This is a genomic window from Neorhizobium galegae (genome assembly GCF_021391675.1).
GTDB classification, from domain to species: domain Bacteria; phylum Pseudomonadota; class Alphaproteobacteria; order Rhizobiales; family Rhizobiaceae; genus Neorhizobium; species Neorhizobium galegae_B.
Genome location: NZ_CP090095.1, coordinates 2,259,606 through 2,281,471 on the forward strand (window position 1 = coordinate 2,259,606; position 21,866 = coordinate 2,281,471).

Annotated in this window: 20 protein-coding genes and 1 pseudogene; 9 read left to right on the top strand and 12 right to left on the bottom strand. The window is 60.2% G+C overall.

The annotated features are described in order from the left end of the window. Positions 1-35 precede the first annotated feature (35 nt). Both LZK81_RS11295 and LZK81_RS11300 read right to left on the bottom strand, forming a co-directional pair. Entirely contained in the window at positions 36-1,040 is a 1,005-nt protein-coding gene (locus LZK81_RS11295; RefSeq protein ID WP_233956339.1) for an inorganic phosphate transporter, read from the bottom strand. After that, complete coding sequence (locus LZK81_RS11300; protein WP_233956340.1) at positions 1,040-1,684, bottom strand: DUF47 domain-containing protein; 645 nt, start codon at positions 1,682-1,684, stop codon at positions 1,040-1,042. The genes LZK81_RS11295 and LZK81_RS11300 overlap by 1 nt, the downstream gene beginning before the upstream one ends. A 94-nt stretch (positions 1,685-1,778) precedes the next feature. On the opposite strand from LZK81_RS11300, the gene LZK81_RS11305 reads away from it, so the two are divergent. After that, positions 1,779-2,312, top strand: coding sequence for an NUDIX hydrolase (locus LZK81_RS11305; protein WP_233956528.1), 534 nt, complete (start codon positions 1,779-1,781; stop codon positions 2,310-2,312). Here LZK81_RS11305 and LZK81_RS11310 read toward each other — a convergent pair. Next, positions 2,309-3,988 (bottom strand): Na/Pi cotransporter family protein, encoded by a 1,680-nt coding sequence (locus tag LZK81_RS11310; RefSeq protein ID WP_233956342.1) that lies wholly within the window; start codon positions 3,986-3,988, stop codon positions 2,309-2,311. The genes LZK81_RS11305 and LZK81_RS11310 overlap by 4 nt on opposite strands. A gap of 247 nt (positions 3,989-4,235) precedes the next feature. On the opposite strand from LZK81_RS11310, the gene LZK81_RS11315 reads away from it, so the two are divergent. Both LZK81_RS11315 and LZK81_RS11320 read left to right on the top strand, forming a co-directional pair. Next, a complete protein-coding gene (locus tag LZK81_RS11315; RefSeq protein WP_046611315.1) occupies positions 4,236-4,679 on the top strand; it encodes an SRPBCC family protein in 444 nt (147 codons plus the stop codon). Positions 4,680-4,868: 189 nt separating this feature from the next. Next, positions 4,869-5,921, top strand: a complete 1,053-nt coding sequence (locus tag LZK81_RS11320) for an AI-2E family transporter (RefSeq protein WP_233956343.1) — start codon at positions 4,869-4,871, stop codon at positions 5,919-5,921. A gap of 152 nt (positions 5,922-6,073) precedes the next feature. On the opposite strand, the gene LZK81_RS11325 is transcribed toward LZK81_RS11320, so the two are convergent. Together LZK81_RS11325 and LZK81_RS11330 are read right to left on the bottom strand one after the other, a co-directional pair. Beyond that, positions 6,074-6,658 (bottom strand): intradiol ring-cleavage dioxygenase, encoded by a 585-nt coding sequence (locus LZK81_RS11325; protein WP_046611313.1) that lies wholly within the window; start codon positions 6,656-6,658, stop codon positions 6,074-6,076. Positions 6,659-6,683: 25 nt separating this feature from the next. Then, entirely contained in the window at positions 6,684-7,646 is a 963-nt protein-coding gene (locus LZK81_RS11330) for an MBL fold metallo-hydrolase (protein WP_233956529.1), read from the bottom strand. A 142-nt stretch (positions 7,647-7,788) separates the two neighbouring features. Here LZK81_RS11330 and LZK81_RS11335 point away from each other — a divergent pair, with 142 nt between their 5' ends. Beyond that, positions 7,789-8,745: a LysR family transcriptional regulator gene (locus LZK81_RS11335; protein WP_046611372.1), complete on the top strand. Its 957-nt coding sequence runs from the start codon at positions 7,789-7,791 to the stop codon at positions 8,743-8,745. A 120-nt stretch (positions 8,746-8,865) separates the two neighbouring features. Here the strand turns inward: LZK81_RS11335 and LZK81_RS11340 are convergent. The 5 genes and pseudogenes from LZK81_RS11340 to LZK81_RS11360 form a co-directional block, all read right to left on the bottom strand. Beyond that, positions 8,866-9,069, bottom strand: a pseudogene (locus LZK81_RS11340) (SAM-dependent methyltransferase); the annotation flags it as partial. Between the two features lie 25 nt (positions 9,070-9,094). Continuing rightward, positions 9,095-11,404, bottom strand: coding sequence for a xanthine dehydrogenase family protein molybdopterin-binding subunit (locus LZK81_RS11345; protein ID WP_233956344.1), 2,310 nt, complete (start codon positions 11,402-11,404; stop codon positions 9,095-9,097). A gap of 10 nt (positions 11,405-11,414) precedes the next feature. Then, on the bottom strand, positions 11,415-11,879 hold the full coding sequence (locus tag LZK81_RS11350; RefSeq protein ID WP_233956346.1) for a (2Fe-2S)-binding protein: 465 nt from the start codon (positions 11,877-11,879) through the stop codon (positions 11,415-11,417). Between the two features lie 399 nt (positions 11,880-12,278). Further along, positions 12,279-12,749, bottom strand: a complete 471-nt coding sequence (locus LZK81_RS11355; RefSeq protein WP_233956347.1) for a DUF2147 domain-containing protein — start codon at positions 12,747-12,749, stop codon at positions 12,279-12,281. 530 nt (positions 12,750-13,279) lie between these two features. Next, positions 13,280-14,203, bottom strand: a complete 924-nt coding sequence (locus LZK81_RS11360) for an AraC family transcriptional regulator (RefSeq protein ID WP_233956530.1) — start codon at positions 14,201-14,203, stop codon at positions 13,280-13,282. 163 nt (positions 14,204-14,366) lie between these two features. On the opposite strand from LZK81_RS11360, the gene LZK81_RS11365 reads away from it, so the two are divergent. Further along, on the top strand, positions 14,367-15,704 hold the full coding sequence (locus tag LZK81_RS11365) for an MFS transporter (protein WP_233956348.1): 1,338 nt from the start codon (positions 14,367-14,369) through the stop codon (positions 15,702-15,704). A gap of 343 nt (positions 15,705-16,047) precedes the next feature. Continuing rightward, on the top strand, positions 16,048-17,031 hold the full coding sequence (locus LZK81_RS11370) for an SDR family oxidoreductase (RefSeq protein ID WP_233956350.1): 984 nt from the start codon (positions 16,048-16,050) through the stop codon (positions 17,029-17,031). Here the strand turns inward: LZK81_RS11370 and LZK81_RS11375 are convergent. Continuing rightward, positions 16,936-17,478: a hypothetical protein gene (locus LZK81_RS11375; RefSeq protein ID WP_233956351.1), complete on the bottom strand. Its 543-nt coding sequence runs from the start codon at positions 17,476-17,478 to the stop codon at positions 16,936-16,938. The genes LZK81_RS11370 and LZK81_RS11375 overlap by 96 nt on opposite strands. Here LZK81_RS11375 and dusA point away from each other — a divergent pair. Together dusA and LZK81_RS11385 are read left to right on the top strand one after the other, a co-directional pair. After that, complete coding sequence (gene dusA / locus LZK81_RS11380; protein WP_233956352.1) at positions 17,455-18,450, top strand: tRNA dihydrouridine(20/20a) synthase DusA; 996 nt, start codon at positions 17,455-17,457, stop codon at positions 18,448-18,450. The genes LZK81_RS11375 and dusA overlap by 24 nt on opposite strands. 884 nt (positions 18,451-19,334) lie before the next feature. Further along, positions 19,335-20,624 (top strand): MFS transporter, encoded by a 1,290-nt coding sequence (locus tag LZK81_RS11385; protein ID WP_233956354.1) that lies wholly within the window; start codon positions 19,335-19,337, stop codon positions 20,622-20,624. 102 nt (positions 20,625-20,726) lie between these two features. Here LZK81_RS11385 and LZK81_RS11390 read toward each other — a convergent pair whose 3' ends face one another. Then, the gene (locus LZK81_RS11390; protein WP_046607066.1) at positions 20,727-21,056 is read right to left on the bottom strand and encodes a flagellar basal body protein; all 330 of its coding nucleotides are present in this window, start codon (positions 21,054-21,056) and stop codon (positions 20,727-20,729) included. Positions 21,057-21,370: 314 nt separating this feature from the next. Here LZK81_RS11390 and LZK81_RS11395 point away from each other — a divergent pair, with 314 nt between their 5' ends. Then, positions 21,371-21,769, top strand: a complete 399-nt coding sequence (locus LZK81_RS11395; RefSeq protein ID WP_233956355.1) for a hypothetical protein — start codon at positions 21,371-21,373, stop codon at positions 21,767-21,769. The last annotated feature ends 97 nt before the right edge of the window (positions 21,770-21,866 follow it).

Genomic DNA, 21,866 nt, shown 5'->3' on the forward strand with positions numbered 1-21,866 from the left:
TCCGCGGCAAGTCGGCCCCTCGTCAAAGATCGCATTTATTGCAGCAAATCCGCGAAGGTATAGAACGCTGCCGATATCGCTGCAGTTGCCGGCATCGTCACGATCCAGGCGATCACGATGTTGCCGGCGAGACCCCAACGGACCGCCGAAACCCGGCGCGCCGCGCCGACGCCGACGATCGCTCCCGTGATCGTGTGGGTCGTCGAGACGGGAATGCCGAGCCAGGTCGCTCCGAACAGTGTCAACGCTCCGCCCGTCTCGGCGCAGAAGCCTTGCATCGGGTTGAGCCTGGTGATCTTCGAGCCCATGGTATGGACGATCCGCCACCCGCCAAAGAGCGTGCCGAGAGCCATGGCGGATTGGCAGGAGAGCACCACCCAGAAGGGCACGTAGAAGGTCGAACCGAGATATCCCTGGCTGAACAGAAGCACCGCGATGATGCCCATCGTTTTCTGCGCGTCATTGCCGCCATGGCCGAGGGAATAAAGCGAGGCGGAGATAAACTGCATCACGCGAAATGTCCGGTCCACCGCAAACGGCGTCTGCCGGACGAAAAGCCAGGAAACCAGGAGCACGAGCGCGAGGGCAAGCAGGAAGCCGATGGCTGGCGAAAGGAAAATCGCTCCGACCGTCTTCCCGAGACCGCTCCAGACGATCGAGCTGAAGCCGACCTTTGCCAGGCCGGCGCCCACCAGCCCGCCGACGAGTGCGTGCGAGGAACTGGACGGAATTCCGAAAATCCAGGTGAGGATATTCCAGATGATTGCCCCCATGAGGGCAGCAAAGATCACCCGGGGCGAAACGATCCCTGGATCGATGATGCCTGTGCCCAGCGTTTCCGCCACGTGCAGGCCGAAGAAAAGGAAGGCGATGAAATTGAAGAATGCCGCCCAGGCGACCGCATATTGCGGCCGCAGGACGCGGGTCGACACGATCGTCGCGATGGAATTGGCCGCATCATGAAGACCGTTGAGGAAATCGAAGAACAGAGCGAGTGCAATCAGCCCGAAGAGAAGCGGCAAGGCGAGAGACATATCCATTAAACGTTCTCGATAACGATGCCGCTGATCTCGTTGGCGACATCCTCGAAGCGGTCGACGACCTTTTCCAGTTCGCCGTAGATCTCGCTGCCGATCATGTAGGCCATCGCATCGCCGCTCGCTCCGTGACGCCGGTACAGGTCTTTCAGACCCTGGTCATGAAGGTCGTCCGACCGGCCTTCCACGCGGGTGATCTCCTCGGCGATCGCGGCAAGGCGGTGAGCATTGGAGCCCACCTTGTTGAGGAGGGGAATTGCTTCCGAAATAAGGTTCGCCGCCTTGACGATTTCGTCACCCATCTGCTGCATGAGCGGATCGAAGCCGGATTGCTCGAACAGCCTGATCGTCTTGACCGTTTTATGCATCATGTCGATCGCGTCATCCATCGACTGGATGAGATCCTTGATGTCACCGCGGTCGAAGGGCGTGATAAAGCTACGCCGGACGGCGAGAAGCACGTCCCGCGTGATGTCGTCGGCCTCATTCTCCAATGCGACGATCAACTCGCAGTTCTTCTCGACCTCGTTGCCCTTGAGGAGCTGGTCAAGCGCGTGGGCGGCCGCAACGACAGCTTTCGAGTGCTGGGAAAACATTTCGAAGAATCTGTCTTCGCGCGGCATCAGCTTCCGAAAAATACTCATCATACCGTGCGACCTTCCATGCGGCTGACTGTCATAAATGTGTCATAAACATGCTCGGGCAATTGAAGCAACACGCAAAATCGACAGTTTGATCCGCATGAAATCCACAAAAAAACGCAGCAAGCCGCGACCGGACAGGTCCCAGACGCTACTCAAGCAACTCGCGGCGGTTCCCGGAAGGCTCTTCGCCGGAGCGTTTCACCAACAATATGGCGCCTTGTGCTTTCGATATCGGGGGGATGGCCCTCACGTTGAAATCCTGGTGGTCACCTCGCGCGAGGCCGGGCGGTGGGTCATCCCGAAAGGCTGGCCGATGAAGGGAAAAAAGCCGTTCGAAGCGGCGGCGACGGAAGCCTGGGACGAAGCCGGCGTACGCGGGACGGTGAAGAAGAAACCGGTCGGCCGCTATACCTACCTGAAAGAACTCGACGACGGCGATGTGGTCCCCTGTATCGTCGACGTGTTCCAGATCGAAGTCACGGAGGTCGCGGGTGGCTTCAAGGAACAGGGGCAGCGTATTCTCGAATGGGTCAGCCCCGATGAAGCGGCACGACGCGTTCGCGAGATCGAGCTCAAGTCGCTGCTCGTCGAATTTGAGCCGCGGGGTCGCAAGAGGCGCAATCGCGGCTAATTCTGAACCTGATCGCCGACGCTTTGGTGGGTGGTCCTGCTCTGCAGCAGCTCGCCTTGCCGTTCCAGAACCGGATAGGCCGTGGCTGCGACGAGGTGCGAATTGATCTGCTTGAAATCCCGCAACAGGTCGAGATGCAGAGAGCTGGTTTCCGCCGTATCGAAATCGCCCTCGCGCAGCCGCTGGAAATGAGCGTTGGTTCCGTCACGCTCCGCCCGCCGGAAGACGATTTTTTCATCGGCGAGCATGCGTGCGACGCGCTCGTCCTGCGACATGAAAAGCGCAGCGGCGGTGCGCAGATTGGTGGAGAGGCGGTCCAGCAGGCCGCTGAGCTCATGCTGCCCTTCCTTCGAAAAGGTCATGCCTCGGCGCAGTCTTTTGACAAGATGGGGAAGCACGTTTTGGTCGATGACGTCGCCCGCGTGTTCCAGGCCGGTCGAGAACAGCAGAATCTCGTCAAGGCGCCTCCGGTCGATATCGCTGAGTTCTTCCGGATCGATGGACGTGAGGTACCGTTTGACTGCCGTATTCAGGCGGTCGAGGACGTTGTCCTTGCGCCGTAGTTCCGCCAGGGCGCGGCGATCGGTGCTCGTCAAGGCAGCCTTCGTTCCCGCCAGCATTTCCTCCAGCACGTCGACCAGCCGCAGGACTTCCCGCGCCGCTCCCTGTAGCGCGACGACCGGCGTTTCCTTGGCGGAAGGATCGAGATATCGCGGATGGCCGGGATCGCTCTCGTCGATCCGCCGCGGCAGCAGCCTGACGAGGGCGTTTGCGAACGGCGAAAGGAACGGCATGAAGACGACCGCGACCAAGAGGTTGAATGCCGTGTGAAAATTCGCGACCAGCCGGGCTCCATCCCCCTCGATCTGGATCATCAGTGCCGTAATCGGGGAGAGAAGCGCGAACGCTGCCAAAACGCCGAGGATCCTGGTGATCAGATTGCCGATCGGAAGCCGTCTGGCCGCAAGATCCTTCCCGGACTGACCCTCGACAACCGGATTGATCGCCGTTCCCAGGTTGGCGCCGAGGGTCAGAGCGAAGGCCTGGTAGGGATCGATCAGCCCCTGGCTCGCAAGTGACATGACGAGCAGGACCACCGCGACGCTGGAATGGGCCGCCCAGGTCAGTGCGGCCGCGAGCAGAAGGCTGAGGAGCGGCGTGGTCGAAATGGCTGAAAGAACCGCAGCGAAGGCCGGTGTACCGGCATATTGCGTCAGCACATCGAGCAGTTGGTGCAGGGCGAGCAACATGAAGCCGAGCCCGATAAACACGCGACCGAGGTCATGGACCTGCGGATTTTGCGTCCGGCGGAACATCAGGACGCCGAGCAATACGAGAGCCGGTGACGCGGCGGCCACGTCGAAGGACAGGACCTGCACGATGAGCGTGCTGCCGACATTGGCGCCCAGCATGACGGCAAGGGCCGGAACAAGATCGACCAGCCCGTCGGCCGCGAACCCCGATGCCATCAGCCCGGTTGCCGTGCTGCTCTGAAGAATTGCCGTGACGCCCAATCCGGAAAAAAACGCTTTTATCCGATTGTTCAGCGCGCGGCCGAGAAAAGACCTGAGATTGGGGCCGAAAGCACGCTGGATGCCCGTCTGCACCATCCGCGTCCCCCATAGAAGGAGGGCTATGTGTCCGGCAATGGTGATGATTGCAATAATGAAGGGCATGGCATTTCCGTAAATAATCAGCCGGATGGAGAATCGACTGGCAGCGCAGGATGTTAGCCAGCTAACATAGTTGCCGGGATTCGTTGCTTTTTCAAGGCTGAGGTCTGACCGGTAGGCATTGGGGGGCTACCATCCGGCACTGCCCGGAAGGTGGAGCTTTTTTTGAAACGAGACGAGAGGATGTCGGGTTGGCAAAGTCTGGTTCGTCCTTAGAGTCGTCCATTCCGCAATTTAAAGGATCACGACCATGCCGAATACCATACGCCTGCATCGCGTTCTGGCAACCAGCCCAGAAAAGATCTATCGCGCATTCATCGAGGCTGACGCGCTTGCCAAATGGCTTCCGCCCAACGGTTTTTTGTGCACTGTGCATCACTTGGAACCGAAAGTCGGCGGCAAGTTCAGAATGTCCTTCCGGAACTTCACGACGGGCAACAGCCATGCCTTCGGCGGTGAATTTGTTGAGCTCGTCCCAGGCGAACTTGTCCGCTACACGGACAAATTCGACGATCCCAACCTGCCGGGCGAAATGGAAGTCACGGTGACGTTGAAGAAGGTTTCGGTGGGTACCGAGGTGAATATAACGCAGGCAGGGGTGCCGGACGTCATCCCGCCCGAGGCCTGCTATCTCGGCTGGCAGGAGTCGCTGCGGAACCTGGCAAGGGTCGTAGAGCCTGAGATCAACGAATAACGTATCGTGACGGCGCAAGCCGTGGGACCGGATCGCGTCGGTGACTTTCGCGATCCGGTATGGGAAGCAGTTGCCTGCGTTTCGAACCCTGCGGCCGTCGGGGCGTGCGCGCAAAACTAAGGCAGTGGGGTTAAAGACCGCAGCCCTATTTGTGTTACCATCCCAGCGGTCTCAGAGCGGAAAGGTCGAATGCCCCTTCAGCGTGTCAGTTTTTATGTGCTTCTGGTCCTGGTGACCATTGCGTTCGTCGCAGTTGTCCTGCCGTTTTATTCAGCGATATTCTGGGCAATCGTCCTCGCTATCATCTTCTTTCCTCTCCACGCTCGTATCGAGGCCCGGCTGGGTGGGCGCAGAAATGTTGCCGCGGCGCTTTCCGTCCTGATCTGCCTTTGCGTCGTCATCATTCCGGGGCTGATCGTCCTCAGCTCGCTCGTCCAGCAGGGCAACCTTCTCTATGGACGCATCGACAACGGCGAGATCGATGTCCGGAGGTTTTTCCAGGAGCTGCAGGAGGCGCTGCCCCTGTTCGTCCGCGGCTGGATCGAGCGGATCGAGCTGGAGGGCTTCGACACGCTTCGGGAGCGTATCTCCACGGCGCTGATGCAGGGCGGCGGTTTCTTTGCCGGCCGCGCCTTGAGCCTTGGTCAGAACACCCTGCAGTTCTTCGTCACTTTCGGCGTGATGCTCTATCTGCTGTTCTTCATGTTCCGGGACGGGCAGGTGCTCGCCCGTACAATCCGAAAGGCACTGCCTCTGAGCGACGCGCATACCCGTCGTTTCACCTCGAAGTTCACCGCCGTCATCCACGCGACGGTGCGGGGCAATATCATCATCGCCATCATCCAGGGTTTGATCGGCGGCATCGCCTTCTGGGCGCTCGGCGTGGAGCCGGCCTTGCTGTGGGGCGTTCTGATGAGCGTCCTGTCGCTGCTGCCGGCGGTCGGTGCTGCATTGATCTGGATGCCAACAGCCGTTTACCTGGCGCTTGCCGGCTTTTGGGTGAAGGCCATCGTGCTGGTTGCGGTCGGCGCTCTTGTCATCGGTCTTGTCGATAATCTTCTGAGGCCGCGCCTGGTCGGCAGGGAGACCAAGCTTCCCGACTATGTCGTCCTGATTTCCACCATTGGCGGCATTTCTCTGATGGGTATCAATGGGTTCGTCATCGGACCGCTCGTCGCTGCTCTGTTCATCGCCGCATGGGGAATATTCGTCGAGGAGGAGAGTGTTGCTGATATCCGATGAGGGCAACGACCTCTCCGTGCATTTTTAAGACGGCCTTCGGAACTTCCGTCTCATGGAGGTGAAGCCATGAGTGGATGCGGATCGGCAGTTCTCGAAGCCGTCGCCCCGTGGCATGGAAGATCGCGTTGCCGATCGTTGCGGCGACCCATGGCTCAGACCACGAAGTCGAAGCGCGCGAACTGACCGTCGCCCGCGGGGCTGATCGTCATGAGCAGCGTTTCATCGAAGATCCGATCGCGCGCATTGCTAGGCTCGCCCGGAAAGAAGAGCTGCGTCGTCAGGACATCTCCGCCCGGCCGTTGAACCCTGAAATGGAAGTGTCGCGTGCGTCCCGGATACAGCGCCGGCACGACGGTGTTGAACCACCAACGTCCCTGCTCGTCGGCGAACTGATGTCCCCGCAAGCGGAAGCCCTGACGATCGTACTCGCCGCTTTCATCCGCTTGCCAGATCTCAACGAGGCTCCGCGGCGTTGGGCGACAGCGATCATCGCGGACATAGCCGGCGATGGTGATGCGCTCGCCGCGCGGCGCATCCAGATAGAGATCCTGCTTCAACGGTGAATTCGGCTTGAAGAACGGACCGGCCTCACGGGCGGGCGTGGGTTCATCTCCGTCGGCGCAGGCGCGCGTCAGCGGCAGCAACGGTGCCTCCTGTCCGAAAGCGATCGCTCCGGAGAGCGGCACGAGCGGAATTGCGAGAAAACCCGAAAGAAGTGCGCGCCTTGATGTCGTCATTGCGGGGCCTCCGTTACTCACCGAATTAGAACTGCCAACTGACCGGGACCCAGGCATAGCCGGCGTCTGTCTTGAGCATACGGCCAAGGCCAGGGAACGGATAGTGGAAGCCGAGAACGAGGAGCCGATCTGCCGCCGCCATGTCGAAGATGCGGCGGCGGGAGGCGAGTGCGGTGTCCTTGTCGCGATCTGGCCCAGGCACCCATGGCCGGTCGACATTGACGATCGGGTGGTAGGCGAGATCGGCCGTCAGCAGGAGTTGATCGTTCCCGGATTGAACAAGGAAGTTCGCCATGCCGGGGGTGTGGCCCAACGCCGGAAGCGTGGTCAGCCCAGGGACGATCTCCGCGCCGGCTTCGTACAACTCGATCCCATTCGTGACGGGTTCGACGCTCCGCTTAATGGCCGCTGCGAAACTACGGCGGAAATCCTCGGGCACCGGCATGTAGGAAAGGTCCGGATCGTTGCGGACGAAGAAGTCCCAATCGGCCCGAGGCGCAAAGACGGCCGCCCGCGGAAATGCCTTGCCGCCGTCCGCGGTTCGAAGGTTGCCGACATGGTCCGGGTGCGTGTGCGAGACAACCACGACGTCGATGTCCTCGGGCCGTAAACCGATGGCGGCCAGGTTCTGGAAGACGCGGCCGCCTTGCGGACCCATGGTCTGCCCGGCCCCGGCTTCGAGGAGGATCCGCCTGCCATTCGCCTCGATAAGAAGTGTGTTGAGATTGAGCGTCAGGCGGTCGGTCGGCAGGAAGGCGAGCCTCAGAACCTCCTGCAGCTCCGCCTCCGGCGCATCGCTGGCGTAGACCCGCGGAGGACCGCCGATAAGCCCGTCGCTCAACACGGTCGCTGAGATGTCGCCGACGCGAAAGCGGTAATGGCCGGCATTGCCATCGCGGGCTGGGGGCGACGCTGCGGGAGCAGCCTGCGCAACGGCCATGCCGGTCGGCAAGATCAGTCCCGTCGCGGCCGACGCGGCTGTCAGCATGATCTTCCTGCGGTTCAATGTGATTTCGTTCATACTTGCCATCCCGTCCAAATATCTGATCGCTGGTGTCGCGTTTGATTTCAGTGTCGGTGGCAAGGGCCGCGATTGTCCGTGGCGCCGCCTCGCGACATGTTCTCTAGGGATGACACGGATCGGCCGTGCGGATAAGCTAACCAAAACGGATCAGCTTATTAAGCAGGACTTTGCAATGCGACCGCTGCGCCTTGACAGCTTGGAGATCTTTGAGGACGTCGTGCGCTGTGGTGGGTTTAGAGCCGCCGCGCTTGGCAGGGGCGTTTCGTCGTCTGCCATCAGTCAATCGATCAGCGTGCTCGAGGAAGCCCTGGGCATCCGGCTGCTGAATCGGACGACACGTAGCGTCGCGCCGACTGAAGCAGGCGAGCAGCTTCTCGAGCGGCTGAGGCCCGCTCTTCACGACATCAGAACAGCGATCGACGATCTCAATCAGCTTCGCGAGCGCCCATCGGGCACCGTGCGGATCAATGCACCGGGTCCGGCCGCCGACCACGTTCTGTGCCCTTTGGCCTTTGAATTCATGAAAATCTATCCCGACATCAACGTCGAAATCGTCAGCGATGCTGCGATCATCGATATCGTGGAGCAGGGTTTCGACGCCGGTGTTCGCTTCGGGAACCAACTCGCCCAAGACATGATCGCAATGCCCCTGGGCCCCGCTTTGCGATATGCGATCGTGGCCTCGCCCGATTATCTTCGCAAGCGTGGTCGACCCGACTCGCCGCGCGATCTTTTGCAGCACGACTGTATTCGTCGCCGTTTCCCCGGCGGAACAATGGTGACGTGGAAATTTGAGAAGGACGGCGACGAGGTGGAAATCACCCCGAAAGGTCGGTTGACACTGAGTTCAGCGCATCAAGAGCTCCAGGCTGCGCTGGCGGGATCGGGGGTCGCTCACCTGTTTGAGGATTATGTCCGTGATGATGTCGAACAAGGCAGAGTTGTCGAATTGCTGAACGACTGGAAGCAGAAGCTGCCGAGCTGGTATCTGTATTATCCGAGCCGGCGGCATACGAGCGCAGCCGTTCGGGTTTTCCTCGAATACATCCGCGATCAGAGATGATGTCCAATCATCAGCGCGCCGCGGAAGCCCAGGATTATTGGGCCGAGGAGCTGCTGCGCCATTTCACGGCCGAGGCCTGATGACGCGCCAGTGATGAACCAGGTTTTGCTTATGGGATATTCAAGCCAGAATGCGACGCCTTGAGATCCGATAGACGGCGGCAGGAGGGATATTGTGCGAGGTCCAGCCGATGCGAACCGCCTTCAGCCCCAGCCGGTCGAGAATTCGACGGGGAACCGGACAACGTGGACCGTAGGTGAACTGATAGAACCTGCCGTTTCCACTCATGTGTCGGAAACTGCCCAAGAGTATTGCAACGACCTTTGGCAGTCACGACAGTATAGATCGATCACGTTCGCAGGATCCTGCGTGTCCGCCGTTCCCCGATCGTCTCGGTGAGCGCGAGCGGCAGCGAGCGCAGGCGCCTGCCGGTTGCAGCGTGGATGGCGTTGGCCAAGGCAGCGGCCACGGGCACGATCCCCGGCTCGCCCGCGCCGCCCGGCGGGAGGTCGCTCGGCACGATGTCGACCACAATGTCCGGCACGTCGGTAATCCTGAGCATGGGGAAGTCGTGGAAGTTGGATTCCATCACGGCGCCGCCCTCGAGCGTGACCGCGCTCATGAGAGCGGTGGTCAGCCCGAATATGATGCCGCCCTCCATCTGCGCCACCACCGCATCGGGGTTCACCACCATCCCCACATCGATCGCGCAGAAGACGCGGTCCACGGCAATCTCTCCATCTTCTGCCACGGTGACCTCGGCCACCTGCGCCACCACGCTTCGATAGCATTCCTCGATGGCGATGCCGCGCCCGCGCCCCGACGCCATGGCCGTGCTCCATCCGGCCATTTCCGCCACCCGGTTCAGCACGGCGAGATGTCGCGGACTGTCCCGCAAAAGCGCCCGGCGATAGTCCAATGGGTCCGCTGCCGCAGCCAGCGCACATTCGTCGATGAAGCTCTCGGTAAAGAAGGTGTTGAATGAGAAGCCGTTCGATCGCCAGAAGTGGATTGGCATGTGACTGGGCACATGTTGGCTGCGCATCCGGCGGTTGGGGATGGCATAGTGAAGCTTGTCCAACCCCTCGACCGTGAGGCGATCACCATCGGGACCCAGGTTGAAAGGCATGTTGCGGCTGGCGACGGACTGTATGATCGATTGTGCCGCGACAAGCGCATCGTAGGCGACAGGCAGGCCATCGGGCCCTAGCGCGGCGCGCAGCCGCGCGGCCGCATGACTGCGGAAGAGGCCGCGGGCGACGTCCTCCTCACGCGGCCACATCAGCTTGACCGGCCGCCCGCGGTGACGGGCCGCCAGGAAGGCCGCCTGTGCGACGACGTCCTGATCGCTGCGGCGGCCGAAGGCGCCTCCGTTCATCGTGACGTTGCAGGTGACGGAGGTCAGTTCCACTCCTGCCCAACCGGCGCCCTTCTGCGCACCCTGGCGCATCGCCATCGGAGATTGGGACGGTACCCAGGCCTCGGCCGATCCGTCCTGCCGGACGATCACCGTGGCGTTCATCGGTTCCATGCAGGCATGCGTGACGAATGGGACGTCGTAGGTGGCTTCCACCACCGATCCGGCATCGCCTGAAATGACGGCTTCCCCGTCACCTTCATTGAGATGCTCGTGTGGGTCATCGCTATCCAGCGCCGCGTGCAGCCGCTTGGACATGTCCGCGCTCGTCATTGCGTCGGCCTCGGTCTTTGCCCACGCGATATCCAGCAGCCAGGCCGCCTGTTCTGCGCGCCACCAGGAATCGGCCACCACGGCCACGTGACGCCCGTCGATGATCGCGACATCCAGCACGCCTGGGGCAGCGCGCATCTCGGCCTCGTTGGCGACGCTCGCCACCAGTGTCCCAAACACTGGTGCCTGACGGATCGTGGCATGGAGCATGTCCGGCAAAACGACATCCATGCCGAAAACCGGCTCGCCCCGGACCTTGGCGGGCAGGTCGACACGGGGCTGCGATTTGCCGATCAGCCTCCACTCGGCGGCAGGTTTCAGCTCCGGTTCGCGCGGTGGCGGCAGGACGGCAGCCTCCCGTGCAAGCTCGCCATAAGACAGGCTGCGGCCCGAAGCCACGTGCCGGACGAAACCGTCGCCGGTCGTGAGCTGCGCCACGGGAACGCCAAGCCGCGCTGAGCCTGCCGCAAGCAGCATCTGCCGGGCTGCTGCGCCTGCGACCCGCATCGGGTGCCACATTCCCATCGTCGATCCCGACGCCCCGGTGGCGATGAAGCCGAGTTGTCCAAGCACCCGCCGCCCGAGCCAGACGACAGGCCCCGAAGCCTCCTCCGGCCGGACCTGCAGCATGTTGAACCAGGTCGAATAGGCCGGAAGGGGCTCGACCGGGAATTCCACGCTGATCCGATCGTCGAAAGGAATGTCCAGTTCCTCGGCGACAACCATGGCAAGGCCGGTATGGATGCCTTGACCCATCTCGGTCTTCGGCACGTTGACGACCACCCGGCCGTCGTCATGGATGACGACGAAGGCATTGAGAACGGCGCGGTCGCCATCGACAAAACCGGTGAGCCCGTCGACATCGATCGTGGACAAATAGCCGATCCCGGCCAGAGCAGCAGCGGCTGCCGTGCCGCCGATAGCTGCGCCGGTGATGAGGAAGGTGCGTCGTGAAAGAAGACGGGACATGGGGAACTCCTCAGCCTTCAGACAGCACGGCAGCGGCGCGATGGATGGCACGGCGGATGCGGGGATAGGTGCCGCACCGGCAGATATTGGTGATCGACTCGTCTATCTGGGCATCGGTGGGTCGCGGAACGCGCGCCAGCAGCGCCGTGGCAGCGATGAGGAATCCGGGCTGGCAAAAGCCGCATTGCGGAACCTGCTCATCGATCCATGCCTGCTGCAAGGCCGAAAGTGTCCCGTCCTGGCCCGAAAGGCCTTCCACGGTTACAATCGAAGATCCGGCGAGACTGCCAAGCCGGACAGCGCAAGATGGTGTCGACTCGCCGTCGATGAGGACCCGGCAGGCGCCGCACTGGGCGATGCCGCAGCCATATTTGGGTCCAAGAAGGCCAACATCCTCCCGAAGCACCCAGAGGAGGGGCTTGTCGTTCTCCGCTTCAACCTGCACACGAGAACCGTTGATTGTCAGGGATGCCATCTCGATCTCCACTGGCTATGTGTGGACAGTAAGGCTTGGTCGACATTCGAACGTGACCGTACTGTTCAATACAGTTCATCGTTACGTCGGCCGACCTGGTATCCCCATGCCCAAATTCTCGGAAAATTTGCCTGATCCTGCACCAAGTCGCGCCTTTACAGATTCGCAAGAGGCCCCGATGGCGGGCAGCTTGCCGCGTCGATCGCCGTAAAGAGCGCGGGCAGGGCGCCTTGCCATGCGGGCTGGAACAGGAACGGTAGAACGAAGATGCCGGGAAGCGCTGCCAGGCTTTCTACGCCCCATCCGGCGTCTTGCTGGGCCGGCTGATTTCGGAGGCGAGCATTACTACGTCGAAGAATGACTTGCCGAGCAACGGTTCGATGACGTGCTTTAGTCATGTCATTGCGCACGATGCAGGACGGTGGTCCGGCCGAGCGTGGGCGTTCCCATGTAACCGCGGAGCTCCATCTTCTCGCCCACTAAGGTCACGCGGGCGGAAACGGTTCGACCGGTAGCCCCACTGTAGAGACTGACGCCTTCCCAGCGATGATCGCCGGCATCCCACTTGAGATCGTTCAGGAAGACGATTCCCTTCAAGGAACGGCTTCGGAGCTCCGGATCTGGATTGAGGGTGTCTTTCTTGAAGGTCTTACCATCAGCCTCGACCAGGGGCTTTGCGTAGATGACCCGGGCCGCATAGGTTTCTCCGGCGTCAAACATCTCAAATTTGAAGTCGCCGTCGTCCGATTCCCAGACGCCGATAATTCGATCAGGCGAAGGGGCCTGTGCGAAGGTGTCCCCAGCCGGGAGAGCTGTCATTCCCGCCGTGAGCGCTGCGGCCAACAAAGGCCCGCTTACCGATTTCAACATTGTACGTTTCCTTCGTGATGATCTTGGACGGACGATCGACCCGAGAGGTCGTGCCGCCGAGACTGGCTACCCAATGATCCAGCGCTTTTCCTTGAGAAGGAGCGCGGCCTTGGACCCTGCCCGGAGGATTGCCGGGCATTGCGCTGTCAAGCTACACGCCGGCAGCGCGGTGCCGAATGCCGAAAAGCGCAAATTTTCTGCCTAATCCTCCAGGCTGGCGGAGGTCTCCCAGCTCCTGCGGTTAACCGAAAGATACCTCACCTGGCCGCTCCAAAGAGGCCCACAAGTTGCCGCAGACCGTCGATCCCGAGCAGCGGCAGGGACGCCCGCGATGCCCGTTAGACCTGTCAAGCCTTGAAATCCTTTTGGCCCCTAGTAACCGCCGGCGACAGCTTGCTGCGAAGTCGCCGCGTAGAGCGTTGGAAGGGCGGAATCAGGCCCCTTGCAAGGGGCCCGATCGCATCCGCTTATTGAGATCGAGAGTGCCGCTCCCAGCAAGAACCACAAAGGGCGACCTCTTGAAGGATGATCTAAGCGCTGCGTGCTTTGCGGCTGGCGTACTGGCTATACATGCGCTGGTGGTTCAGCGCGTCCTGCTTTGGAGCAACTGCGAACATTCGGGAGTATTCGCGGCTGAATTGCGAAGGGCTTTCGTAGCCGACCTGGTAGGCGGCCTGCTCCACGCTGGCAGCTTCCGCCACCATCAGGCGCCGTGCCTCGAGAAGGCGCAGCTGTTTCTGGAACTGGAGCGGCGTCACCGATGTGAGCACCTTGAAGTGCTGATGGAACGATGATGGACTCATTCGCGCCACCTCAGCCAGTTGTTCCACACGCAGCGTCTTGGCGAAATTGTCGCGTAGAAAGTAGATGGCTTTGGCAACCCGCATGGTATTTGATTCCGGCAGGGCAAGATGGCAAAGCTCGCCGCCGTTCGGGCCGGTCAGAAGCCAATAGCAGATCTCGCGCATGACCGAAGGGTAAAGGATCGGAATAGCCTTTGGCGTCTGAGCCATCCGGATCAGGCGGACAACACATTCCGCTAACGGTTCGTCGACCTGGGCCACAAACACACACCGCCCGTGTCCGGCTGGCGCAACTGGTGACGTATCCAACTGTTCCAGCACCTCGCGCAGCATCGCCACGTCAAGATCTATGGTAACACCAAGATATGGTACCTCTGGGCTGGCCTGGACGATGCGCCCGCTGGCCGGCATTTCCATGCTGACGACCAAACACTGCATGGAACCGTAGCGAAGCCTGTCCTCGCCGAAGAGAATTTCTTTCGCCCCTTCTATCACGACGCAGAGCGACGGCCGATAGATCTGCCGCATCGGCATCCTTTGCTGGAAGGATCGGAGGATGTTGACGCCGCCAAGCTGCGTCGGAAACAGGCCTTCACCACCACCCTGGCTCTCGATGTAACCTGTGACTTCGGCAAGAAGCGCTGATGACACGTGGGCCCCTGATCTGCTTGACGGCCAGTGCAACACGCCACCTTCTCGCGACAAGGTATCGTCACCTGTAGAAATAGGCAAATTTATTGCAGTATCAGGCATTCTTGTCATCTGGCTATTCCTCTAACTTCGGGGAGCTGGTCGAAGCTGGGAAGTGCGTAGAATGACAGAAATCATCGCACCGTCAACAGGAACCCCACAAGGAAAAAAGAATAAATATAAAATTTCTTCTCCCGCACATAAGGAATCTTCCAGTGAAGAAGCGCATGGATGGCGTTTTATTGCAATATTTGTTGCGCTATTTCTGGTAAGCATGATTTGTCAGATTGACAGGATGCTGCCATTCATCCTGGCAGAGTCGATCAAAGAAGAACTTTCGCTTAGCGATACACAGATCGGATTGCTCACCGGCGTTGCCTTTGCTGTCTGTTACTCGTTTCTGTCATTGCCGCTCGCGCGTGCTGCCGATAGGGGATCGCCCCGGCTTGTCCTCGTTTTGTGCATTCTAGGGTGGAGCGCAATGACTGCGCTGGGTGGGCTCGCCGCGAGTTTCCTGTTCCTGGCTTTCTCGCGGTTTGGCGTCGCGTTTGGGGAAGCCGGTGGGACCCCTGCCGGGCATGCGATCATAGCCCGAAAAATCAGGCCGGAGCGCCGTGGCTTGGCGATCGGTCTTTTCGCCATGGGCATCCCGCTCGGCACCATGGTCGGCTTTGCTGCTGGTGGCGCGATTAGCGACACGTTTGGCTGGCGGACCGCTCTGATCGGTGCCGGAACCATGGGAGCCTTGATCGCTGTGTTCGCGTTGGTAGTCTTGGGACCGACGCCGCCGTTCAAAAGCGCAGGCCCCCGCAGCGAGTCCTTCTTGCGGTCGAGCCTGCAACTGCTTTCGTCTCAGGCATTCCGTTGGCTGTTCATTGGTGCGGTTGCGGGCAGCTTTGCCGCAGCGCCGTTTTACGCTTTCGCGACGACCTTCCTCATTCGCACCCACGGATACACGGCCAGCGAAGCCGGACTGGCCTTCGGGCTCCTGCAAGGCATGATGGGCATTGTTGGAACGCTCGCCGGCGGACGCTTGTTCGACCGAGCGGTCAGTTCGGGCACCGGACGGGTACTTGGACCTCCCGGTGTTCTCTTCCTGATCGCCAGCGTAACGACGGCCGCAGCGTTGTTCACACCAGTCGGATGGATTTCTATTCTGCTTCTGGTGCCGAGCATGTTGTCCTTTGCATTCATGCTGCCATGGGGTTTTGGTGCAGCGCATCTGGTCGCAGGCAAAGGCAAGGAGGCGATGGCGACGAGCCTTGTCATGATCGGCTCCGGCCTCCTGGGTCCGGCATTTGGACCCCTCATCGTCGGCATGATCAGCGACTGGGCGACAGCGGCGCAAATTCCCAATGGCCTCGGCCTTGGGCTTCTGACTATCCCGGTCGCCAGTGTCCTGACGGGCCTCGCCATGCTGATCGCAAACCGGCGCATTTCCGTTTCGCTTCGGCGGTCGTGAAGGGCTGGATCCGGACGTATCGGCAAGCCGCGGCAAGCCGCAGGACGTCGCGAACGGGGTCGCTGCCCTGGGTGCGACCGAGGGCGAACAGATCAATGGCCAACTCGTGTTCGCCAACGGCGGCTTCGTCTGAGACGTGCACCGCAGCCGCCGCTGGTCACGATTCCGGTCACGACGGACAGAAATCGGATCGGGGAACCACCCCATTCCCTCAGATCCGATGGAGGTCGCCGCCCGCCCCAATCCCATGGCGTCCTCCAGGGCCACCGAAGGTCACTCCCGACATGAGCGCCTTCGGTGGCCGCACCTGGATCAGCGGCTTATCTGAACGAAAGGAACTACGATGCCCAAGAATTGGACCACCGAGAGTATCCCGTCCCAACGTGGCAGAACGATCGTCGTGACCGGCACAGGCGGTCTCGGCTTCGAAGACGCGCTGGCGCTCGCCCGCGCCGGTGGCGATGTGATCATCGCTGGACGGAACCCGGCAAAAGGGGCCGCCGCCGTCACTCGGATCAACCAGAGTGTGCCAGGCGCAGCTGTAACCTTCGAGGCGATCGATCTCGGAGATCTGGGCTCGATCGCCGCATTCGGCAGGCGGCTTGGCGATAGCCGAGAGAGCGTCGACGTCCTCATCAATAATGCAGGAGTGATGACGCCGCCACATCGCAGGACCACCGCCGACGGCTTCGAGTTGCAGTTCGGCACCAACTATCTTGGCCATTTTGCCCTGACGGCGCATCTTCTGCCGCTTCTCGGACGCGGCCAAAATCCGCGCGTCGTGACGCTCTCCAGCGTCGCCGCCCGCAGCAGCAGCGCCGCGATCAACTTCGATGACCTGCAGGCCGAACGGGATTACAAGCCCATGCCGGTTTACAGCCGGTCCAAGCTCGCCTGCCTGATGTTCGCGTTCGAACTCCAGCGCCGAAGCGACGCCGCCGGCTGGGGCATCACGAGTATCGCCGCGCATCCCGGTATCTCGCGGACAGATCTCCTGCACAACGCGCCGGGTCGCCGCAGTGCTCAAGGCCTCGTTCGCTCGCTGCTGTGGTTCTTGTTCCAGCCGGCAGCGCAAGGCGCTCTACCGACCTTGTTCGCGGCAACGTCTCCCCACGCCCGCAAAGGGGGGTACTACGGTCCGGACAAGCTGAGCGAGACGCGCGGCTACCCGATCGACGCAAGGCCTCCGAAGCAATCGCTGGAGACGCAGGTCGCCAGCCGGCTTTGGGACCTATCCGAGAAGCTGACGGGCGTGAGATTCGGCGAGCAGAAGGCGCTGCCAACCGTCGCGGATCTGGATGCGTCGGCAGCCGATCGTGAGATCTAAGGGCGTGGACTCCTCTGTGTAGCGATTGATGGCTTTCGCCAAGGTCGGGTCAACCGCAATAGCGCCGGCGATAGCTCCCGGCTTTTCGAGTTCACGCTCGCGCTTCTTCATCCACGCGGCGGCCACCTGCCGTCTGTTAAAAGTCTCTGTCTCGTGATAAGTTGCGCCATTCCGCATAACTCGCAAGCGTGCCATGTAGCTGACGCTGCCATCTTTTCGATTGCGCGCGGTGATAGTGCCCATGACCGTATCCCCGTTTGGTACATGGCGATTCCAGTTGGTACATTGTGCCAGGTCCGGCCTCAAAACAGGCGAATTTGGTACAAAACGAGCGTAGACAAGACGGAGAACTGAGTGCTGCAACAGCCTGCAAAAAAAGATAAAAACAGATATTTCAAGGCTCCAGTTTTCGCCGTTGCGCCGATGATCGATTGGACCGACAGGCATTGCCGTTTCCTGCATCGGCAATTGTCGAAATCCGCGCTGCTCTATACCGAGATGGTGGTGGCCGATGCGATCATTCATGGGCCGCGCGAGAGGCTCTTGTCCTTTTCGCCGGCCGAACATCCGGTTGCGCTGCAGCTCGGCGGTTCGGACCCGGAAAAGCTTGGCGAGGCGGTGCGGATCGCGGCCGATTACGGCTATGACGAGATCAACCTCAATGTCGGCTGCCCGTCGGACCGGGTGCAGTCGGGCACCTTTGGCGCCTGCCTGATGCGGGATCCGGCACATGTCGCTGACCTCGTCGCGGCGATGAAGCGGGTGTCGAGCGTGCCGGTCACCGTGAAATGCCGCATCGGCGTTGACGACCAGGAGCCGACGGACGTGCTGCCGGACTTTCTTGGCCGGGTGATCGGGGCGGGGGCGGATGCGGTCTGGATCCATGCCCGCAAGGCCTGGCTTCAGGGGCTTTCGCCGAAGGAAAACCGCGAAGTGCCGCCGCTCGATTACGAGCTGGTCTATGCCATGAAGCGGGAAAACCCGGACGTGTTCATGGGCATCAACGGCGGCATCGCCGATCTGGAACAGGCGGCAAACCATCTCGCCCATATGGACGGGGTGATGCTCGGCCGCGCCGCCTATCACAATACCGGACTTCTGGCCGGGGTGGATGCGTTCCTGAAGGATGCCAGCCCTGCCGGGGTCGCCACCGCCGAATTCGACTGGCCGGCGCTGCGCGATACGATGGCGGACTATGCGGCGGAGCTGATCGGCCGGGGCGGGCGGCTGCATCACGTCACAAGGCACATGGTCGGGCTGTTCCAGGGATTTGCCGGCGCACGGCGGTTTCGTCAGATCCTCTCCACCGACGCCACCCGCCCGGGTGCCGGACCGGAGGTCATCGCGGCCGCCTTTGCGGTGGTCGATATCGACGGCGGCCCGCGGGTCCAAGCCGAGGAGAAAAAGCTGGCGGGGTGAGGGCGGAGATTTTCGAGCTCCCATCGGACACACTCCTCCCTTGGCGAGCTTGAGTTTCTTTTCGTCATCCTCGGGCGGCCCTCGGGTTTAACCCGAGGGCGAGGATCGGACGGGGCGCTGAAAGCTGCCTCGTAAGGTAAGTAATAAGTGACACCTCTCAGCGCCCCGTTCGGCGGTTTATGCCCGCGACTTCGGTCCCTCTGCCGTGGCCTTTCCGGACGGTGTTCGTATGACCCGGGACGCCCCATCCGATCTGATCGGCAAGGCATCCACAAATCTCCGCCGGTTTCTCCGATGCCCTCGGGTTATCCTCGGGTTTAACCCGAGGACGAGGGTCGGTCGGACTTTGAAAAATCCGGCGACACCATCCGGTCAGCCACCATGTGTGCCGCACAGGCACGTCCGGCGCGCGCTTTCGGGCTTCAAGAGACGAAGGCTCGGTCCGTTTGCCTTCATCTCTCCCCGTTGTCGCCGGAGGGAGACCATTTTCAGCGAACCCGAACGCCAAGGTTTTGCGTCTTGCCCTTGACGTCCGCGTCGGTCCCGCCTCGCCGGCACGCCTGCCGGTGTATCCGCGACGGAACGGCGGGATTGTAGGCACGGGTTGGAAGGGAGGGGATGAAAGAGGATGGAGATTTGCGGTAAGGTGTTGAAAGGGTTGGAGGACGTGTTCAGGAGTATCCCCGTTGAGGAGGGGCTACTAACGCCCCCAAAACTATAATCCACGCAAAAAGCCAATGCCAAATGCATAAGACCATGGCTGCTTTGCGGGACAAACCGGGCTTTCGCCGCACTTGTTCGAACGACCGCTTTAGTGTGCGCTAGATGAGGCCCGGGTCCACCGAGGTATTGCGCAAGTTGCCTGCAAAGCCGAAGGTGCGACCATGGCAATTGAATTAGATTTCTCCTTCGCTGCGCTGACCGTTCCGGCGAGACGGCACATCCGGGTATTTCAGGTCCACCAGTTTCTCGATCGTTTTGCGATGGGTTTGACGGTTGCCGTTGTTGCACTGGCCTTGACCGATCGAGGCATGGACCTCTTCCAGATCTCACTACTTTTTGGGGTCTACTCACTTACGACCATGGCGATGGAACTCCCGTTCGGCGGGTTGGCCGACAACATTGGACGCAAGCCGGTCTTTTTGGCCGCGGTTGTCGTCAGCTTGATCTCCCTCGCACTCTTTCTCTCGACAAGCGATTTCTATGTTCTCGCGCTCTCATTTGCCTTCATCGGTTTTGGACGTGCACTACGGTCGGGCACGCTCGACGCTTGGTTCGTTGAAACCTTTAAAGCCGCTGCGCCGAATGTGGATGTTCAACCCGCTCTCGCAAAAGCGCAATGGGCCAATGCCATGGGCTTGGCGGTGGGGGCTGTTTTGGGGGGCCTTCTGCCCGATCTCTTTGGCTCAGTGGCAGAGAGGCTGGGTTTCAGTATCTATGATGTGTCTTACGCGGCGAGCTTGGCAGTGATGCTTGGGGTGTTCGTCTATACCCTGTTTTTCATTGTGGAAAAACCGCGCCCGCTGAACCCCCATGCTCTGAAACAGGGGGTCGCAACTGTACCATTGGTGGTCAAAGACGCAGGTCTTCTCGCACTGAGACATCCGGCGTTGTCGGTACTTTTGGCAGCTCTGGCGTTTTTCCTAATGGCGACCAACCCGGTAGAGGTGATCTGGCCGACCCATGCAAAACCCATGTTGGAGGAAGGCTATGCAAATACAATTATCGGTGTCCTGACCGCTGCCTATTTCTTCTCAATCGCATTCGGCGCATGGTTGTCTCCACGGATCAGTCGGATTTTCAGACGGCGGCACGCGATTACACTTGCGGCGGCTTTTGCCTGCTTGGCGGGCGTTCAGATCGCATTGGCTTTACAAGGCAGCATCGTCGGCTTTGTGACGGTTTTCATCCTCTATTCTGTTCTCCTTGGTGTTTCTGAGACGCCGGCCAGCAGTATTCTGCATAGATGCGTAGAAGACCGCCAGCGATCCACAATGCTGTCTCTGAGGTCACTGATACAGCAACTCGGAGCAGCTTTGGGCCTGATTTTGGCGGGAGCCATCGCTGAGGTCTACTCAACACCTACGGCTTGGATTGTCGGCGCCGTGTTTCTTGTTATTGCCGCGATCCTGATCGGTATCCTAGCCAAACGGCTTGCCGCACAGAATGAATAGCGGTCATTCATGCGACCTGCAGCATCAATCGGTCAGGGCCGACAGCAGTCATATCGTGCCAGACTCTCGCCTAACGCCGTCTGCGTGAGGCAGACGGCTCCCTCAATCCCGCTTGATGCTCATCAGCACGTCCCACATGTCCGCGCCCGTCTCGAACGCTGCCGCGTTGGCGGCAAAGCCCTGCGCCGAGGTGAAGGCGTCGAGCATTTCGCTGGCCATGTCGACATTCGAGCTTTCGGGGAAGGTGACCGAGGTGGACGGGGTGACGGTGGTGGTGACGCCGCCGGAATTGGGGAGCGAGGAGACCTGGGTGTCGAGGCGGTTGTAGCCGGGGGTCTGGGCATTGGCGATGTTGTGCGCCGCGGTCGCAAGGCGTTTGGCCTGGGCCTGCATGCCCGAAACCGCAATGTTCATCACCGCCGACAGACCCATGGCAAGCATCCCCAAACCCGATGACAGATGTTTTAGGGCAAGAGCTTCAAGGAAGACTGAACGGGAAGGGTAAGGGAAGCGTATTACGGCGCGGCACAGATGTGCCGGAACGGGGCGACATATTCTGCAGATTGTTGCTTGAGCCCCGATGACTGACCATTTTCGTTTATCTGCGGATCTCCCCTGGACACTTCCAAGCTAAACGTAGAATAACTAAATTTAACGCAAAAGTTGAAATGTGATGCAATTTGAAAAGGCTCCTGTATTCTCGAGGTTCACATTCCTCGAGTTGATAGTATTCACGGGAGGCGTTGATGGATGAGATTCAGCTCCAGCTGGAGGCTCTTCGGGAAATCAGAGGATGGGGGACATGGATTGTGGGTATCGGCGGGGCCGTATTGGCATTTGCCGTCTCGTTCTCTGAAGATGTTCGCCACCACTATGTCAAAGAAATAAAATCAATTCTTATACTTGGTTGCATTGCATTTTCATGTGCAATTTCCCTGATCATCACGGTGCCGTCCGCGATTGAGGAGCTTCCGATAAAAATATCAACAGGTTTAAAGATCATGTCTTTTGATCTATCGGGAGTTTTTGGCTATCCGATTTTAGGAGCCATTCCCATTTTCTATGTATATGTCTCTTTATATATCTCAATAACAATTACTGCTTTTATTCTTCTGACTATTCTATGGAGGAAACTATTCCAGTGATATTTTGATGGTGAATTCACTTTCTTACAACCGCTGGCCGATGCCAGCGATTGTAGATTGATCAACTAAAATACCGCATTTTTACATTTGGCTGAGC

Bases quoted from the DNA above. Each gene is read 5' to 3' on its own strand.
- LZK81_RS11295 (WP_233956339.1), bottom strand. From the start codon at position 1,040: ATGGATATGTCTCTCGCCTTGCCGCTTCTCTTCGGGCTGATTGCACTC.
- LZK81_RS11300 (WP_233956340.1), bottom strand. From the start codon at position 1,684: ATGATGAGTATTTTTCGGAAGCTGATGCCGCGCGAAGACAGATTCTTC.
- LZK81_RS11305 (WP_233956528.1), top strand. From the start codon at position 1,779: ATGAAATCCACAAAAAAACGCAGCAAGCCGCGACCGGACAGGTCCCAG.
- LZK81_RS11310 (WP_233956342.1), bottom strand. From the start codon at position 3,988: ATGCCCTTCATTATTGCAATCATCACCATTGCCGGACACATAGCCCTC.
- LZK81_RS11315 (WP_046611315.1), top strand. From the start codon at position 4,236: ATGCCGAATACCATACGCCTGCATCGCGTTCTGGCAACCAGCCCAGAA.
- LZK81_RS11320 (WP_233956343.1), top strand. From the start codon at position 4,869: ATGCCCCTTCAGCGTGTCAGTTTTTATGTGCTTCTGGTCCTGGTGACC.
- LZK81_RS11325 (WP_046611313.1), bottom strand. From the start codon at position 6,658: ATGACGACATCAAGGCGCGCACTTCTTTCGGGTTTTCTCGCAATTCCG.
- LZK81_RS11330 (WP_233956529.1), bottom strand. From the start codon at position 7,646: ATGCTGACAGCCGCGTCGGCCGCGACGGGACTGATCTTGCCGACCGGC.
- LZK81_RS11335 (WP_046611372.1), top strand. From the start codon at position 7,789: ATGACACGGATCGGCCGTGCGGATAAGCTAACCAAAACGGATCAGCTT.
- LZK81_RS11345 (WP_233956344.1), bottom strand. From the start codon at position 11,404: ATGTCCCGTCTTCTTTCACGACGCACCTTCCTCATCACCGGCGCAGCT.
- LZK81_RS11350 (WP_233956346.1), bottom strand. From the start codon at position 11,879: ATGGCATCCCTGACAATCAACGGTTCTCGTGTGCAGGTTGAAGCGGAG.
- LZK81_RS11355 (WP_233956347.1), bottom strand. From the start codon at position 12,749: ATGTTGAAATCGGTAAGCGGGCCTTTGTTGGCCGCAGCGCTCACGGCG.
- LZK81_RS11365 (WP_233956348.1), top strand. From the start codon at position 14,367: ATGACAGAAATCATCGCACCGTCAACAGGAACCCCACAAGGAAAAAAG.
- LZK81_RS11370 (WP_233956350.1), top strand. From the start codon at position 16,048: ATGCCCAAGAATTGGACCACCGAGAGTATCCCGTCCCAACGTGGCAGA.
- dusA (WP_233956352.1), top strand. From the start codon at position 17,455: ATGATCGATTGGACCGACAGGCATTGCCGTTTCCTGCATCGGCAATTG.
- LZK81_RS11375 (WP_233956351.1), bottom strand. From the start codon at position 17,478: ATGCCTGTCGGTCCAATCGATCATCGGCGCAACGGCGAAAACTGGAGC.
- LZK81_RS11385 (WP_233956354.1), top strand. From the start codon at position 19,335: ATGGCAATTGAATTAGATTTCTCCTTCGCTGCGCTGACCGTTCCGGCG.
- LZK81_RS11390 (WP_046607066.1), bottom strand. From the start codon at position 21,056: ATGGGTCTGTCGGCGGTGATGAACATTGCGGTTTCGGGCATGCAGGCC.
- LZK81_RS11395 (WP_233956355.1), top strand. From the start codon at position 21,371: ATGGATGAGATTCAGCTCCAGCTGGAGGCTCTTCGGGAAATCAGAGGA.